Raw genomic sequence first — 16,311 nt, 5'->3', positions numbered from 1 at the left:
TTGACGATGCCGTTTGCCCTTTGTTTTGACTTTATTCCGGCCAAAAACGATCACTCTCTGCAGACATTTCGTCTGTTAACCAAGGAATCTGATCATGTATAACGTCGCCCTGTTTGGTGCCGGTCGTATCGGCCAAATTCACGCCGCCAATATTGCTGCCCATCCTGACTGTCACTTGCAGTATGTGGTAGACCTCTACCAACCTGCCGCGCAGGCGCTGGCTGAAAAATTTAATGCCCGGGTGGTGACGGTGGATCAGGCTCTGAATGACAGCAGCATCCAGCTTGTTGCTATCTGTAGCGCGACCAATACCCATGCGGATCTGATTGAGGCAGCAGCGCGGGCCGGTAAAGCCATTTTCTGTGAGAAGCCGGTTGACCTGAGTCTGGAACGGGTGGAACGCTGCCTGGCCACAGTGCAAGAAACAGGCGTGACGTTAATGGTGGGTTTCAACCGCCGTTTTGATCCCAGCATGGCGCAGCTACAGCAAAGTCTGGTTGCAGGGGAAATCGGTCAAACCGAGATTGTCACCATCAGTTCTCGTGACCCTGGCGCACCGCCTGCGGAATACCTGAAAACCTCAGGTGGACTGTTCCGCGATATGACTATTCACGACTTTGATATGGCGCGCTGGCTGCTACAGGAAGAACCCGTTACCGTCTATGCCAGCGCCTCGTCGCTGGTTGATCCGGCCATCAAAGCGCTAGGCGATATCGATACGGCTATTGTCACCCTGACCTGCGCCAGCGGCAAAATGGCGGTGATCACCAACAGCCGCCGCGCCACTTATGGTTACGATCAGCGTATTGAAGTGCATGGCAGTGAAGGGATGCTGGCGGTAACCAATCTGCCTGAAAGTAGCCTGGTGAAATCCTCAGTGAGCGGCGTGGTGGCGCAGAAGCCGATGTATTTCTTCCTGCAACGCTACGCGGAGGCCTACCGGCTTGAGTTCGCCAGCCTGATAGCGCATCTGAAAAGCGGCACCGCAGTAACGCCAGGCGGCGAGGATGGACTACAGGCGTTACGGCTGGCCGATGCTGCGCTGGCGTCGATGACCAGCGGGCAGGTAGTTCAGCTGTAAGCTTAACAGACTGATGCTGAGGCTTTATCTCGCCATCTGCTGTCATAAACGGTAATGCCTGAAGGTGAAAGATGAGGCGGCCCCCAGCCAGAGGAGAAGCGCAGTCAATCCAACAATAGTGTGCAGAAACTTGACCAAAGTCCCCGCGCTGAGCTTATGATGCAAACAGACTGCGCGGCCGTATTCATCCGGGGCGGTCAGGAGCGCAGGAGAGTGAGAGGGATTTGCCACTTTTGTTGGATGACAGGGGAATAATGTGGATTCAATTTTTAAAAGAACCCCCGAGCGAAAGGGGTTGCTGTTAACCATTGCCGGGCTAACACCGTTACTCCTCTGCCTGATTTTTACCTTTATAGATGCCCGACAAATCGTTATGCGCCAGCAAGCCGTTACGGCTGCAATGCTGCTGACCCAGGCAGAAGCGATCAGCGATCAGGCCTGGAATATGATTGGCTATCTGCGCAAACTCTCCGGCAAAAGATGCAGCGATATTAACGAGCAGCTTCAACAATACGCCTCGCAGTTTCCCTACTTCCGCGCTATTGGCCTGATGCAGGATGGAGTGGTGACCTGCTCCTCCATCTATGGTGGACTGAGGGGCGATCTCTCAACCATGCTGCTGCGCCCTGCGCCGGAGCCGCGTAAAGCTCGGTGGATGCTCTCTCTCTCCGGCACGTTTTCCGTTAAGGATCGCCCGGCCGTTATCTATATGCGCGATCTGCCCAATCAGTTCAGTAGCTATGCCGTGGTGGAGGGACAGTATCTGCTGGATTTCATGCATGCGGTGGGGAAAAGCCATGGGTATAACATTTCGCTGCAGTTTGGTGGCGGCTACGCCATAGACAGCGGCTTCACCCCGACCGATCGCCCTTCGCTGCTCCGCTCGCATACGCTGACTGCCAGCTCCGGGCGTTATCCTGTTGTGGCAACCATCATCTCGCCGCCTGCCGATCTCGCTCTCACCTGGCGGGAGGGATTGATGACCTATTTCCCTATGGCGATCATTTTTTCCCTGCTCTTAATGATGGTCACCAATAACTGGCTGAAGCGCAAACTCTCGATCCACGATCAGCTGCGTCAGGCACTGTTACGACGAGAGTTTTCGGTTCATTATCAGCCGGTTTATAACATTGAAACCGGCACTTTTAGCGGCGTTGAGGCGCTGATGCGCTGGCAGTTGCCAAACGGTAACTGGGCGCGGCCCGACCTCTTTATCGGCGCAGCAGAAGAGGAAGAGATGATTGTGCCGCTTACGCAGCATCTTCTGCAGACGATTGCGAAAGAGGCCCGCAGCTGGCAGGTACCGCCGGGCTTTCATATCGCCATCAATATTGCCGGCGAGCATATTCAGCATCCCGATTTCGTGGCGGATATCAGAAACTTTGCCGCTCAGGTTGCCTCTCATCAACCCACTATTACCCTTGAGCTGACGGAGCGCAGCCTGATCTCAGACGGGGATGAGGTGATTCAGAAGCTGAAGACGCTGCGCAGGGAAGGAGTCCGGATAGCCATTGATGACTTCGGTACCGGCCACTGTTCGCTCTCTTACTTACAGACCTTCCCGCTCGACTACCTGAAAATCGATCGAGGCTTCGTAAACGCCATCGAGTCGGCAGAGGAGGAAGCGCCGGTGCTGGACGCCATTATTATGCTCAGCCATAAGCTAAAGCTCAGCATAGTGGCAGAGGGAGTGGAAACAGCGAAACAGCTGGCGTATTTGCAAGCGCGCGGCGTGATATTTATTCAGGGTTATCTTTATGCACGGCCGATGAACAGTGAAGCATTAATGGCGTGGTTCCAGCAGGAAGGTCAGCATCCGCTGTCTTCATCACCCCGGCAGCAAGGAGAAACCTGAAACAGCGTCAGGTACGGCGTTTTAATGCGGCACGTAAGGGCACGTCCAGCGCTTCATCTGCTGCGGGCCATTTTGCTGCGGCGGCCGGAATACCTGGGGCTTTGCGTCGGGCTTCCACCCGCTGATTAATCCGGGCCAGGGTGGGTAAAATATGGTCGGCCAGTTGCTGATATTCCTGCAAAATAGCCTGTTTCTGCGGATCGCCCGTTTGTTCTTCCACCATTTCACTGACTGTCTGAAAGCGTTTAATCATGCTCTGCATCTGTTTATTCAGCAGGCCACGATTGTTTAATTTTTCTGCCTGATGAAAAATAGTTTTACGCTGAATAACCCCTTTCTCCAGCGCAATATCGACTCTGGTTGCGCATTTTAACCACGCATTTTGTGGAGGAATATCCTGACAGTTAACAGGGAAAAAGGCTCGATACGGTCGCCAGATCTGCAAATTAACTTTAATGCTATCAATACTATTAAGAAAATGATTTTCAAATACGAGGATTTTTTTATTATACATTACTGGCTCCGCGATAAAGCGCCACGGAGTATTACCTGTACTTTGTTCACGCGCAACAAATAACTTTATTGATAATATTCATTAATTTAACTTAATCTACAATATAAAAAATGCGCACTTTCTTCTTATAAACGCACCTGGCTGCTGCTGCCAGAATTAATATATTTTTGTTGTCTGTTTACCCTGAAGGTTTACCCACTCTGGTGCGGAGCGTTAAGGCAAAACGCGGCTACATAAAATGTTCAGAGAAGATCCGCATTCAGGTTAAATGCAGGCAGAAATTATGTTGATGCCGGAAGAAACGATATACTGATAGCAGACAGATATTTGTTGCGGGAGGCAAATACCCCCTACAAATCGCTGCCTGTAGGGTATATAGCCCTACACTATTTGTACCATTTTGCCTTGAGCTTCCGGCATCGCTCTGGCAAAACGGACAACATTTAATTGGGAAACAGACAATTACAGGGTGTTTTTATGAAGCTACGTAGGAAGCGTGTTAAGCCAATAGGCTTAAAAGACGTAACGATCATTGATGATGCCAGGTTACGCAAAGCCATTACCGCAGCGTCGTTGGGCAACGCCATGGAGTGGTTTGACTTTGGGGTTTATGGCTTTGTGGCCTATGCATTGGGTCAGGTATTCTTCCCGGGTGCCGATCCCGGCCTGCAGATGATTGCCGCACTGGCAACCTTCTCTGTTCCTTTCCTTATTCGTCCGCTGGGTGGCCTGTTCTTCGGGGCGCTGGGTGACAAGTATGGTCGTCAGAAAATCCTCTCCATCACTATTGTGATTATGTCCGTCAGTACTTTCTGTATTGGCCTGATACCCTCCTACGCCTCCATTGGCGTCTGGGCGCCGGTGCTGCTGCTGCTCTGTAAAATGGCTCAGGGTTTCTCGGTGGGTGGCGAATATACTGGTGCTTCCATCTTTGTGGCGGAATATTCCCCGGACCGCAAACGCGGCTTTATGGGAAGCTGGCTGGATTTCGGTTCCATCGTCGGTTTTGTGACCGGTGCAGGTCTGGTAGTACTGATTTCAGCAGTGATTGGTGAAGCCAGATTCCTTGAATGGGGCTGGCGTGTTCCCTTCTTTGTCGCGCTGCCGCTCGGTCTGGTTGGTATTTATCTGCGTAACGCGCTGGAAGAGACGCCTGCGTTCCAGCAGCATGTGGATAAACTGGAAAAAGGCGATCGCGAAGGTCTGGCCGAAGGGCCAAAAGTCTCTTTCAAAGAGATCGCTACCAAACACTGGAAAAGTTTGCTGGCGTGTATCGGTCTGGTGCTCTCGACCAACGTGACTTACTACATGCTGTTGACATACATGCCAAGCTATTTGTCGCACAATCTTCACTATTCTGAAGATCACGGCGTGTTAATCATTATCGCGATTATGATTGGTATGCTGTTCGTTCAGCCAGTGATGGGCTTGATGAGTGATAAGTTTGGCCGTCGTCCGTTTGTGATTATCGGAAGCGTGGCGCTGCTGTTGCTGGCTATTCCCTGCTTCATGCTGATCAACAGTAACGTGATGGGGCTGATTTTTGCCGGGCTGCTGATCCTGGCTGTGGTCCTGAACTGCTTTACCGGCGTAATGGCTTCCTCGCTTCCCGCGATGTTTCCTACGCATATCCGTTACAGCGCACTGGCAAGCGCCTTCAATATTTCGATTTTAGTCGCAGGGTTAACGCCAACGCTGGCGGCCTGGCTGGTCGAATATACCGCTAACCTCTACATGCCTGCTTATTACCTGATGGTGGTTGCGGTTGTGGGCCTGGTGACCGGTATTATGATGAAGGAAACCGCAAATATGCCTCTGCGTGGCGCAACGCCTGCCGCTTCAGATATCCATGAAGCCAAAGAGATCCTGCAGGAGCATCACGATAATATCGAAAGCAAAATTGACGATATCAGCGAGCAGATAGCAGAGCTGGAAGAGAAGCGTAAACATCTGATCAATCAGCATCCCAATATTAACGAATAGCTGCAGTAATTAACGTCAAAGGCCCGCCTGGAAGCGGGCCTTTTTTATTTCAGAACCCGACGGCACCCGTTCAGGGGCACAGAGACCATCGCCTCTGGCCCTCGTTGCGAGGCTTTAAACCAGCACGTCCATCCGGACGGGGAACGCTCTGCAAGTTCGACGCACCCTGGCAGCTTGTCTATCCTTTCCTTTTGGAATTTATTTCTGACCCAAGGAGAGAACATGCAATTTCTGTCACGCTTCGGTTTTTTCAACCTGATGATGACCCCCTCGTTCTGGATAGGAACCGCCACCGTGGTTGTGGTGACGCTGGTCATGTACTGGGTGATCAATCGGCTGCTCTCTTTCATTCAGAAAGCGATCAACAACTGGGGAGAGAAACACGCCACGGCCAATAAAGGCCGCATCATCCTCACGGATATGCTGAAAAGAACCAGCAAATCGCTGATTTTCATCTCCGCTTTTTTATTCAGCCTGCGCTTCGTCAACCTGCCGGATAACCTCTATAACACCATCAGCCACGCCTGGTTCCTGGTACTGGCGGTGCAGATGGCGCTCTGGCTGGATCAGGGGGTAGTTTCCTGGCTCCGTCAGCTGATGACTCAGCCCGGCATGATAAAAAATCCGGTTACGCTGGTGATCACAGGCCTGCTCCTGCGCACCGTGGTCTGGGCAGTGATGCTGCTGTCAATCCTGGCTAACGCTGGGGTCGATATCACTGCGCTGGTAGCCAGTCTGGGTGTCGGCGGTATTGCTATTGCACTTGCTGTGCAGACTATCCTTAGCGACGTGTTCGCCTCGCTCTCAATTGGCTTTGATAAGCCGTTCGAGATCGGTGACTTCGTAGTCTTTAATGATGTTGCCGGTACTATCGAGCATATCGGGCTGAAAACCACCCGCATCCGGAGTCTGAGCGGTGAACAGATTGTCTGTGGTAACGCCATCCTGCTTCAACAGACGCTGCACAATTACAAGCGCATGCAGACCCGACGCATCGTGTTTACCTTTGGCGTGGCGCTGAATACGCCGCCGGAGAAACTGCGCAAGATCGGTAAAATTGTGGGTGAGATTATTACCGAAGCAGGCGAAACAAAGTTCGACCGGGCTCATCTGCTGGGCTTTGGCACCGACCGACTGAACTATGAAGTGGTACATATCGTCAACACGGCAGACTACAACAAATATATGGATATTCAGCAGGAGATTAATATTCAGATTATTGAGCGCCTGCAGGCGATAGGTGTTGAGATGGCGCTGCCAAATCTGGTGGTTAAAAACCCTTACCTTGCGGAAACGGAAGAAGCCGCGCCTGAAGCTGAGGGCATGCCAGCCACTCAGTAACGGAACCCGTCGTCTTGCAGCCATTTGCCTGCAAGACGCTTTTATCAGCCACTGCGCACCGAGCCGCGCCACACCACATTTGCCTCATAGATCAGGCTGTGGTTAAGCTGTCCGGTGCGCGGTCGCAGTTCATCAGAGTGGTTATCCTGCTCAATCAGCCAGCGAACAGCCTCGCGTGCAAACTGTTCGATGGGCTGGGTAAAGGTCGTCAGGTTATAGGATGACCAGCCGCTTTGCGGAATATTGTCATAGCCTACCACGCAAAGATCTTCCGGGATGCGCAGGCCAAAGCGATGCCGCGCTTCATCCATCACCCCACAGGCTACCAGGTCGGTGACGCAGTAGATTGCATCGGGACGCTGCTGCCGCGTCAGCAGGCGATGCGCAAGGATCTGACCGCTCTCATAAGAGGTACTGCCAAAGCGTTCCACTGTGACCGCGATTTCAGCACGGGCGGCGGCGGCCAGAAAATCGGCCTCTCGTTTCATCAGGCTGGGCGTCCCTGCCAGTGAATTGGCGAAAGCAAGATGGCGACACCCCGCCCGCTGGAAAGCCATTAACGCGGTTTCGGCAGCCTGCGTAGAGTCAAGGTTGATGCTTAGCGACCCAGGCAGCGTCTCGTCGCGGTTGATCAGTACCAGATGTTGCCCATGCTGGTAACAGAGACGGGTGATAGTACGATCGGGCATGCCGGAGAGAATAATCGACGCATCGGCACGAAAATTAATCGCCTGCTGCAGAGCCGCCGAAACGCGGCTGTCAGAGCGATCGGTATTGATAATCATCGCCACTTTTCCCGCCTCCTGCAGTAGCTGAGTCAGCCAGCTGACCAACGTGGCGCGATAGGGTGTGGCCACCTCTGAAACAATCAAACAGACGATGCCGCTGCGGTTTCTTACCAGGCTGCGGGCCAGATGATTTACGTGATAGCCCAGCTCTTCTGCCGCTTTCAGTACGCGGGCGCGCATGGGTTCAGAGACGCTGGCACCCGGCGTGAATACGCGGGATACCGCAGAACGTGATACGCCAGCCCGCAGAGCAACATCCTGGGCACTGACCACTGTTTTCTCCTGCATCAGGCTTATTCCCACCAATTTGTCATCAACGACCCCAGTGTGCCCTGAACTGCACAGCTGTGCAAAATAAAATCACCTGGTAATGTTGCATTTTTGTGACGACAACCGCCAATTGCAGCAGAGCTGGATTGACAGGCTATTTTTTGTCCCTTACTAATCTGCACAGCTGTGCAAAAAAAGATGCCAGTGAAGCATCACCTCAACCCCAAGGAGAACACCATGCGTTATACCTTGCTGACCCCTGTCCTCACGCTCTGCTGCTCGCTCTCGCCGTTTGCGGCCAGCGCGGCAGGCAATCTCAATATGATCTGTTCGGCAGACGTGGTGGTCTGTGAGCAGATGACCCGCGTTTTCAGCCAGACGCATGCTGATATAAAAGTCAGCATGGTGCGACTCTCCGCAGGAGAAGCCTATGCCCGCCTTCGCAGTGAGGCGCGCAATCCTCGTACCGATATCTGGTGGGCGGGAACGGGCGATCCCCACATGCAGGCGGCCGAAGAGGGATTAACCCAGGTCTACAAATCACCGTTGCTCACTCAGCAGCATGATTGGGCGCAAAAGCAGGCTGAAATCTCCGGTTACCGCACGGTTGGTATTTACGCAGGAGCGCTGGGTTGGGGATATAACAGCAAACTGCTGGCAGAAAAAAAGCTTAAAGCTCCGGCATGCTGGAAGGATCTGCTTGATCCGGGATTGAAGGGTGAAATCCAGATCGCCAATCCAAACTCCTCCGGTACCGCCTACAACACCCTGGCTACGCTGGTGCAGATCATGGGGGAAGATCAGGCCTTTGCTTATCTGAAAAAGCTGAACGCCAATATTTCGCAATATACCAAATCCGGCTCTGCGCCGGTGAAAGCGGCAGCGCGTGGCGAGACCACCGTCGGCATCGTGTTTATGCATGATGCGGTAGCGATGGAAGTTGAGGGTTTTCCCATAAAAACCGTCGCACCCTGTGAAGGTACCGGCTATGAGATTGGCTCAATGTCGATTGTGAAAGGCGCACGTAATCTGCCCAGCGCCAAAGTCTGGTATGACTGGGCGCTCTCAGCAGAAGCGCAGTCACATATGAAAGAAGCCAAATCTTTCCAGCTTCCCTCTAACACCAAAGCGGAAATCTCAGAGTACGCGCCGCGCTTCGAGAAGATCAAACTTATCGATTATGACTTTAAAACCTACGGGGATTCCGCCAAACGCAAAGCGCTGCTTGGCCGTTGGGATAAAGAGATTGGCTCCAGCGCGGAGTAATTCTGCCCATTTAACGTAACTGCGGTGGCCTGCGCCTGATGTCCGCCTGCCTGAACCAGGTCGAGGTGATAGATGAATGCAAATAACCGGCGATTAGTCATCGCGCTGGCTCTGGGGGCCGTGGCACTCACGCTACTGCCGTGGTACAGCCTTGAAAACGGCTTCTTTGATTTTAGCTGGCTCCTCACGCTGTGGCGTGATGAAGCCTCAGCGCCTGCTCTCTGGCAGATATTACTCTATTCCCATCCCTGGCTGGGCGTCATTGTTGCTCTGCTGGCTCTGGCGGCACTCTGCGGACTTATGCAACGCAGCGGCAGGCGCAGCGGGTTGCTGCTTGTTATTAGCGGCACCGGCGTGCTGTTTATGGTGCTGGAAGGTCACGCCATCGGCTATAGCGGCTGGAACTGGCAGTGGCTGGAAGGTCTGTTCGGAACGCTGACGCAAGGCCAGCCCGCGATGGGGGCAGGTGCGCTGCTGATGCTTACCGTTTTTCTGCTGCTGTTCGCCTTTGCGCTGGCAGAGCGTGGCGCGTTGCGCGGTGATGCCTTTGTGGTTGCCGCAATAGTTTTACTGGTCGCCCTGGTCACCACCTTTGTGCTCTACCCGGTGATAAGTCTGTTTATCGTCTCTGTTCAGGATGTTGACGGCAGCTTCAGGCCGGATGGCCTGATTAACAATATGCGCGATCCGTCAATCTGGAGCCTTGCCTGTTTTGTGGGCGGTAACTGCGGCACAGCCTGGCGTACGCTGGCGCTGGCGCTGATGACGGCGACAGGCTCCACGCTGCTTGGTCTGGCGTTTGCCCTGGCCGCTACGCGCACCGCTCTGCCCTACAAAAAAGCGCTGCGTCTGCTGACCATTCTTCCCATTATCACCCCGCCTTTTGTGATTGGGCTGGCTTTGATTCTGCTGTTCGGGCGCTCGGGCGTGGTGACTGCACAGCTGGCAGCGCTGTTTGGCATCGAACCGGGCCGCTGGCTGTATGGTATGACCGGCATCTGGATCGCTCAGGTTCTCTCCTTCACGCCGGTGGCCTTTATGGTGCTGATCGGCGTGGTAGAAGGGGTAAGCCCGTCGCTGGAGGAGGCTTCACAAACTCTGCGAGCCAACCGCTGGCGTACTTTTTCCCGCGTTTCACTGCCGCTGATGGCGCCGGGCCTGGCCAACGCCTTTTTAATCAGTTTTATCGAAAGCATGGCTGATTTCGGCAACCCTATGGTGCTGGGCGGTAGCCACGGCGTCCTCTCTACGGAAATTTTCTTCTCCGTTGTGGGCGCGCAAAACGATCCCAGCCGCGCGGCGGTCCTGGCGATGATCCTGCTGGGCTTTACGCTATGCGCCTTTATTATCCAGCGACTCTGGCTCTCGGGTAAAAGTTTTGCCACCGTGACCGGCAAAGGTGATGGCGGCCGTCACACTACGCTGCCAAAACCCCTGCGGGCTGGCATTTACGGGATGGTTATCCCCTGGGGCCTGTTTACGCTGGTGGTCTACGGCATGATCATGGTAGGCGGATTTGTGCAGTCATGGGGGCTGGATAACAGCCTGACGCTGGATCACTATATCCGCGCCTTCCGCGTTACCCTACAGGATGGTCACCTGCTCTGGAGCGGCGTGGCGTGGAACTCCTTCTGGACCACGCTGGAAATTGCGCTGATTGCCGCCCCGCTCACTGCCGTGGTTGGCTTACTCACCGCGTGGCTTATCGTCAGGCAAAAGTTTGCCGGCCGTCAGACCTTTGAATTCATGCTGATGCTGAGTTTTGCTATCCCCGGCACGGTCATTGGCGTCAGCTACGTGATGGCTTATAACCTGCCGCCGCTGGAGATCACCGGCACGGCGCTGATCCTTGTCGCCTGTTTTGTTTTCCGCAACATGCCGGTGGGCGTTCGTGGGGGGATTGCGGCGATGAGCCAGCTGGATAAAAGCCTGGATGAAGCCTCGCTGACGCTGGGTGCAAACAGCTTCCGCACGCTGACCCGCGTCATTCTGCCATTGCTGAAACCCGCCATCAGCGCTGCGCTGGTCTATGCCTTTGTTCGTGCCATAACCTCTATCAGCGCCGTGATCTTTCTGGTTAGCGCCCAGTACAACATGGCCACCTCTTACATTGTCGGGCTGGTTGAAAACGGCGAGTACGGCGTAGCGATTGCTTACTCATCCGTTTTGATTGTAGTGATGCTGGCGATCATCGCCCTCTTCCAGCTGCTGGTCGGCGAGCGGCGCTTACGTCGTACCACCGCCCTTATCCCCGCCACCGTTGCCCCTCTTTCCCGGAAACCGTTCATTCAGGAGAACGCCATATGAGCATCGTTACAGCAGGAACAGTGGTGTTTGAGCAGGTGTCCAAACGCTTCGCCGGTTTTAACGCTATACCCGATCTTTCATTAACCGTGGAGGCGGGCACGCTGGTGACCCTTCTCGGCCCTTCGGGCTGCGGTAAAACCACCACTCTGCGCTTGCTGGCCGGGCTGGAGCATCCCACATCAGGCCGCATCCTGATCGGTGGTAAAGAGGTGACTCAACTCCCCGCCAACGAGCGCGACGTGGCGATGGTGTTTCAGTCTTATGCGCTGTTCCCTCATATGTCTGCCCTGGAAAATGTCATGTACGGGCTACAGTCGGGCGGGCTGCGTAAGCGGGAAGCGCAGGATCGCGCCAGAGAGGGACTAAAGCTGGTCGGTCTGGAACAACAGGGGAACCGGCTGCCGTCAGAGCTTTCCGGCGGGCAGCAACAGCGTATAGCCGTGGCGCGTGCGCTGGTGCTGGAACCGCAGGTATTGTTGCTGGATGAACCGCTTTCAAACCTGGATGAGCGTTTGCGCCGTCGCGTACGCACCGATATTCGCGACCTGCAACAACGGCTGGGCTTTACCGCCGTCTACGTCACCCATGATCAGGAAGAGGCGCTGGCGGTCTCCGATAAAATTATCGTGATGAAGGAGGGACAGATTGCACAGCAGGGCGCGCCAGATACGCTCTACCACTCGCCAAACTCGGTCTTTATTGCCGACTTTATGGGAGAGGCGAATATTCTGCCTTGTGACGTTGACACAACAGACGGCGAGTACGCCCTGGTAAGCGTGGGCAAACAGCGCTATCGGGTACGCAGCAGCGGCGCGAAACCGGGTAAAGCCCAGCTTTCCGTACGACCACAATATATTACCCTCAACTCAGGCGGCGAAGGTGCGCTGGCAGGGCAAATCGTGCATGCAACTTGGCTGGGCGACCATATCGAATATGAAGTCAGTACGTCGCTTGGCGCACTGTTTATTATTGACAGCCAGATGGAGCTGATATTACCGCTGGCTGCCCATGTAAATGTGGATTTCAAACCGCAGGGACTGGCATTAATCGCCTCTTAACGCTCGCTACTCTGGAGAAAAGTATGACCGGAACAGAAGATCACGCGCTACTGGCGCGCCTTGCACTGGCAGAAGAAACGGCGCGTGCCGCAGGCCAACTGGCGTTAAGCTGGTTTAATCAGCGCGACAGCCTGATTGTGGAAACCAAAAAAGATGCTCAGGATGTGGTTTCGCAGGCCGACCGCGAAGTTGAGCAGATGATTGACCAGCGTATTCGCCAGGCCTGGGCAGAAGATGGCTTTCTGGGGGAGGAGTCGGGCCTGCAATCCGGCACGTCAGGCTATACGTGGGTTGTGGACCCCATTGACGGCACCAGCCCGTATCTCAACGGCATGCCGAGCTGGTGCGTATCGATAGCGGTGCTTTTTGAGGGCGAGCCGATTATCGGGGTGATTTATGCTCCCTGCTACGATGAATGTTACGTTGCGGCGTCAGGCAAAGGAGCCACATTAAACGGGCGTAAGTTGCAGGTTGACCCTGCGCGCACCTTGCAAAACCATGTGGTTGGCTTCGGGGCTAACAGTTACGTTTCACCTCAGGCTGTGGGTGAGCTGCTGGCGGCGCTGCTGACCAAAGGCGGGAACTTTATCCGTATCGGCTCCGGCGCGTTAATGCTGGCCTGGGTCGCTGCGGGTCGGGTTGTAGGCTATTTTGAACCTTATATGCACGCGTGGGATTGTCTGGCCGGATACTGTCTGGTGAAAGAGGCGGGTGGCTGGTATTTGCCTTTTGATACAGAAGGAGAGCGGCTGACTAAAGGCGCCAAAGTGCTGGCGGTGGCACCGGGCGCGCAACAAGAATTAAGAGAGATTATGGGCGTGTGAATTTACCGCGCCTGAGGCAGGCCTGCTCAGGCGCGCAACGTTATTATAAAGCCCCATAAATCCGGGCGCTTAAACTCTCTGACTACAAGGCCTGAGCGCAAGCCCAGGCAGAAGCCCAGGCCCACTGGAAGTTATAGCCACCCAGCCAGCCAGTCACATCTACCACTTCACCAATGAAATATAAGCCGGGCACATTGCGCGCCTCCATAGTCCTGGAGGAGAGCATGGTGGTATCTACGCCGCCCAGCGTCACCTCCGCCGTGCGGTAGCCTTCGGTGCCGTTAGGCTGTACCCGCCACTGGTGCAGCGAGTCAACCAGTTCGCCCTGCTGACGCCGGTTGAGCTGCTTCAGCGTACATTCCGGTACGCTGCCCAGTAGCTGCAGGCACTCCACCAGACGGCGCGGCAATATTTTTGCCAGCGTGTTTTTCAGGCTCTGATTCGGGTGGGCTTCACGCTCTCCATCAATAAAGCCGCCGAGTTCGCGCTCCGGAGAAAGGTTAATAGTCACAAACTCGCCGGGCTGCCAGTAGCTGGATAATTGCAGAACTGCCGGACCTGATAACCCGCGATGGGTAAACAGCAACGCTTCTTTAAATTGGGTGCCATCTTCAGCACCGATCGCTGAAGGTACGGCAACGCCAGAGAGGGTTTGCAACTGCTCCAGCAGGGGCTTGTGCAGCGTGAAAGGCACCAGCCCGGCGCGGGTAGGAAACACCTTAAGGCCAAACTGCTCTGCAATTTTATAACCGAAAGGCGAAGCGCCCAGAGCCGGCATGGAGAGTCCGCCAGAGGCCACCACCAGTTTTTCCGCCTGCACCGTGTTGCCGTTCAGCTCCAGCGTATAGCCCGCCTCATCGCGCGCCACGCTCAGCACTTCGCTGCGCAACCGCAGGGTGACGTTGCCCGCTTCGCACTCTTTCAGCAGCAGGTCAACAATCTGCTGGGCAGAGTCATCGCAGAAGAGCTGACCCAGCGTCTTTTCATGCCAGGCGATGCCGTGGCGGTTCACCAGGTCAATAAAGTCCCACTGGGTATAACGCGCCAGCGCCGATTTACAGAAATGGGGATTGTGCGAAAGATAAGCCGCCGGTTCGGTATAGAGGTTGGTAAAATTACAGCGGCCGCCGCCGGACATCACTATTTTACGACCCGCTTTTTTGCCGTTATCCAGCAGCAGCACTCGCTTGCCCCGCTGCCCCGCCTGCGCCGCGCAGAACAGGCCAGCCGCGCCAGCGCCAATGATGATAACGTCAAACTTTTCCACAACTCGCTCCGGGCTTTAAAAAACGCTGATTGTAATGACAAGGGGCGGGTGATGCCAGAGTAACAAAAATGTCATTGCTGAAACATTTTGCAACTGAATGATATTTAAGTGAAAGCAGAGACGATTTTCATCAGGCTGACACACTATTGTCAAAAAAAGTCTATATTTTCCTTTCCCCAGCCGCGTATTCTCGCTGATAATGCGCCGCGTTCATGTCCCCCAAAATGGCTTAACGCTTATGTTACATCTGTTCGCTGGTCTCGATTTTCATACTGGCTTGTTACTGGTACTCGCGCTGCTCTTTGTGCTGTTCTACGAGGCCATTAACGGCTTCCATGATACGGCCAACGCAGTCGCTACTGTGATCTATACCCGGGCAATGCGATCGCAAGTGGCGGTGGTGATGGCCGGGGTGTTCAACTTCTTTGGCGTCCTGCTCGGCGGACTGAGCGTGGCCTATGCCATTGTTCATCTGCTGCCCACCGATCTGCTGCTTAACGTAGGTTCAGCTCATGGCCTTGCCATGGTCTTCTCTATGCTGCTTGCGGCAATTATCTGGAACCTCGGCACCTGGTACTTTGGTCTGCCGGCCTCCAGCTCTCATACCCTTATCGGGGCCATCATCGGTATTGGCCTGACCAACGCACTGATTACCGGCACCTCGGTGGTAGATGCATTAAACATCCCCAAAATGATCGGCATCTTTATGTCGCTGGTGATTTCACCCATTGTTGGCCTGGTGCTGGCTGGCGGCCTGGTATTTATCCTGCGCCGTTACTGGAGCGGGAACAAAAAGCGCCGTCGTATTCATATGACGCCTGCGGAACGTGAAAAGATCGACGGCAAAAAGAAGCCGCCGTTCTGGACCCGGATTGCCCTGATTGTCTCCGCCATTGGTGTGAGCTACTCGCACGGTGCCAATGATGGTCAGAAAGGCATTGGCCTGATTATGTTGGTATTGATTGGCGTGGCGCCAGCCGGGTTCGTGGTCAACATGAACTCCACCGGCTACGACATCACCCGCACCCGTGACGCGGTAAACCATCTGGAGCAGTACTATCAGCAGCACGCTGATTCACTGGCGCACATCGTGCAGATGGCGCCGCCTGTGGTGCCAACGCCAGAAGAGGTGCCAAGCGGCCCGAAAGAGTTCCACTGCGATGCTGCCCGCGCTCTGCCAGCTATTCAGCAAGCCCAGGGCCTGCTGAACAACCTGCAAAGCTACGATAAGCTGACAGTGGACCAGCGAGCGCAGCTTCGTCGTCTGTTGATGTGCATCTCTGACACTTCAGAAAAAGCGTCGAAACTGCCGGGCGTCACCAGTGACGATCAGCGTTTCCTCAGCAAGCTGAAAGGCGACCTGCTGGGCACGATTGAATATGCTCCGGTCTGGATTATCGTAGCCGTAGCCCTGGCGCTGTCGCTGGGAACTATGGTGGGCTGGCGTCGTGTGGCGACCACTATCGGTGAGAAGATCGGTAAGAAAGGCATGACCTATGCTCAGGGGATGTCCGCGCAGTTAACGGCGGCGGTCTCTATCGGCGTGGCGAGTTATACCGGAATGCCGGTTTCAACCACTCACGTCCTCTCCTCTTCCGTTGCCGGCACCATGCTGGTTGATGGCGGCGGCGTACAGAGCAAAACCATCAAGAATATCCTGCTTGCCTGGATATTCACGCTGCCTGTCTCCATCCTGCTGTCAGGTTCGCTTTACTGGATTGCGTTGAAATTCATCGTTTAAGTGCCTTCCTGGCACA

The 16,311-nt window shown here is 54.6% G+C and carries 12 protein-coding genes; 9 read left to right on the top strand and 3 right to left on the bottom strand.

Annotation, left to right across the window (positions count from 1 at the left end; genetic code table 11):
* Positions 1-94: 94 nt before the first annotated feature.
* Together iolG and SD961_RS04875 are read left to right on the top strand one after the other, a co-directional pair.
* Positions 95-1,081, top strand: coding sequence for an inositol 2-dehydrogenase (iolG, locus tag SD961_RS04880; RefSeq protein WP_318789263.1), 987 nt, complete (start codon positions 95-97; stop codon positions 1,079-1,081).
* A 256-nt stretch (positions 1,082-1,337) separates the two neighbouring features.
* On the top strand, positions 1,338-2,936 hold the full coding sequence (locus SD961_RS04875; RefSeq protein ID WP_318789262.1) for an EAL domain-containing protein: 1,599 nt from the start codon (positions 1,338-1,340) through the stop codon (positions 2,934-2,936).
* Between the two features lie 7 nt (positions 2,937-2,943).
* On the opposite strand, the gene SD961_RS04870 is transcribed toward SD961_RS04875, so the two are convergent.
* The gene (locus SD961_RS04870) at positions 2,944-3,450 is read right to left on the bottom strand and encodes a hypothetical protein (protein ID WP_318789261.1); all 507 of its coding nucleotides are present in this window, start codon (positions 3,448-3,450) and stop codon (positions 2,944-2,946) included.
* 477 nt (positions 3,451-3,927) lie between these two features.
* On the opposite strand from SD961_RS04870, the gene proP reads away from it, so the two are divergent.
* Both proP and SD961_RS04860 read left to right on the top strand, forming a co-directional pair.
* Positions 3,928-5,433 carry a glycine betaine/L-proline transporter ProP gene (gene proP / locus SD961_RS04865; RefSeq protein WP_318789260.1) on the top strand — a complete coding sequence of 502 codons (1,506 nt, stop codon included), beginning with the start codon at positions 3,928-3,930 and terminating at the stop codon, positions 5,431-5,433.
* A gap of 222 nt (positions 5,434-5,655) precedes the next feature.
* On the top strand, positions 5,656-6,774 hold the full coding sequence (locus tag SD961_RS04860) for a mechanosensitive ion channel family protein (protein WP_318789259.1): 1,119 nt from the start codon (positions 5,656-5,658) through the stop codon (positions 6,772-6,774).
* A gap of 44 nt (positions 6,775-6,818) precedes the next feature.
* Here SD961_RS04860 and SD961_RS04855 read toward each other — a convergent pair whose 3' ends face one another.
* Positions 6,819-7,850 carry a substrate-binding domain-containing protein gene (locus SD961_RS04855; protein WP_412916652.1) on the bottom strand — a complete coding sequence of 344 codons (1,032 nt, stop codon included), beginning with the start codon at positions 7,848-7,850 and terminating at the stop codon, positions 6,819-6,821.
* Positions 7,851-8,069: 219 nt separating this feature from the next.
* On the opposite strand from SD961_RS04855, the gene SD961_RS04850 reads away from it, so the two are divergent.
* From SD961_RS04850 to SD961_RS04835, 4 genes are all read left to right on the top strand, one after another.
* The gene (locus SD961_RS04850; protein ID WP_318789258.1) at positions 8,070-9,098 is read left to right on the top strand and encodes an ABC transporter substrate-binding protein; all 1,029 of its coding nucleotides are present in this window, start codon (positions 8,070-8,072) and stop codon (positions 9,096-9,098) included.
* A gap of 72 nt (positions 9,099-9,170) precedes the next feature.
* Complete coding sequence (locus SD961_RS04845) at positions 9,171-11,405, top strand: iron ABC transporter permease (RefSeq protein ID WP_318789257.1); 2,235 nt, start codon at positions 9,171-9,173, stop codon at positions 11,403-11,405.
* Positions 11,402-12,463: an ABC transporter ATP-binding protein gene (locus tag SD961_RS04840; RefSeq protein WP_318789256.1), complete on the top strand. Its 1,062-nt coding sequence runs from the start codon at positions 11,402-11,404 to the stop codon at positions 12,461-12,463. Before SD961_RS04845 ends, SD961_RS04840 begins: the two co-directional genes overlap by 4 nt.
* Positions 12,464-12,486: 23 nt before the next feature.
* Positions 12,487-13,287 (top strand): inositol monophosphatase, encoded by an 801-nt coding sequence (locus tag SD961_RS04835; RefSeq protein ID WP_318789255.1) that lies wholly within the window; start codon positions 12,487-12,489, stop codon positions 13,285-13,287.
* 82 nt (positions 13,288-13,369) lie between these two features.
* Here the strand turns inward: SD961_RS04835 and SD961_RS04830 are convergent, their stop codons facing one another.
* Positions 13,370-14,554, bottom strand: a complete 1,185-nt coding sequence (locus tag SD961_RS04830) for an NAD(P)/FAD-dependent oxidoreductase (protein WP_318789254.1) — start codon at positions 14,552-14,554, stop codon at positions 13,370-13,372.
* Positions 14,555-14,792: 238 nt separating this feature from the next.
* Here SD961_RS04830 and pitA point away from each other — a divergent pair, with 238 nt between their 5' ends.
* Positions 14,793-16,295 (top strand): inorganic phosphate transporter PitA, encoded by a 1,503-nt coding sequence (gene pitA, locus SD961_RS04825; protein ID WP_318789253.1) that lies wholly within the window; start codon positions 14,793-14,795, stop codon positions 16,293-16,295.
* Positions 16,296-16,311 lie beyond the last annotated feature (16 nt).

Origin of the sequence: Erwinia sp. MMLR14_017 (assembly GCF_033657285.1) — a bacterium.
In the GTDB taxonomy this organism is placed as follows: Bacteria; Pseudomonadota; Gammaproteobacteria; order Enterobacterales; family Enterobacteriaceae; genus Erwinia.
Note: the sequence above shows the minus strand (reverse complement) of the source record. Positions and strands in the feature narration are given on the sequence as shown.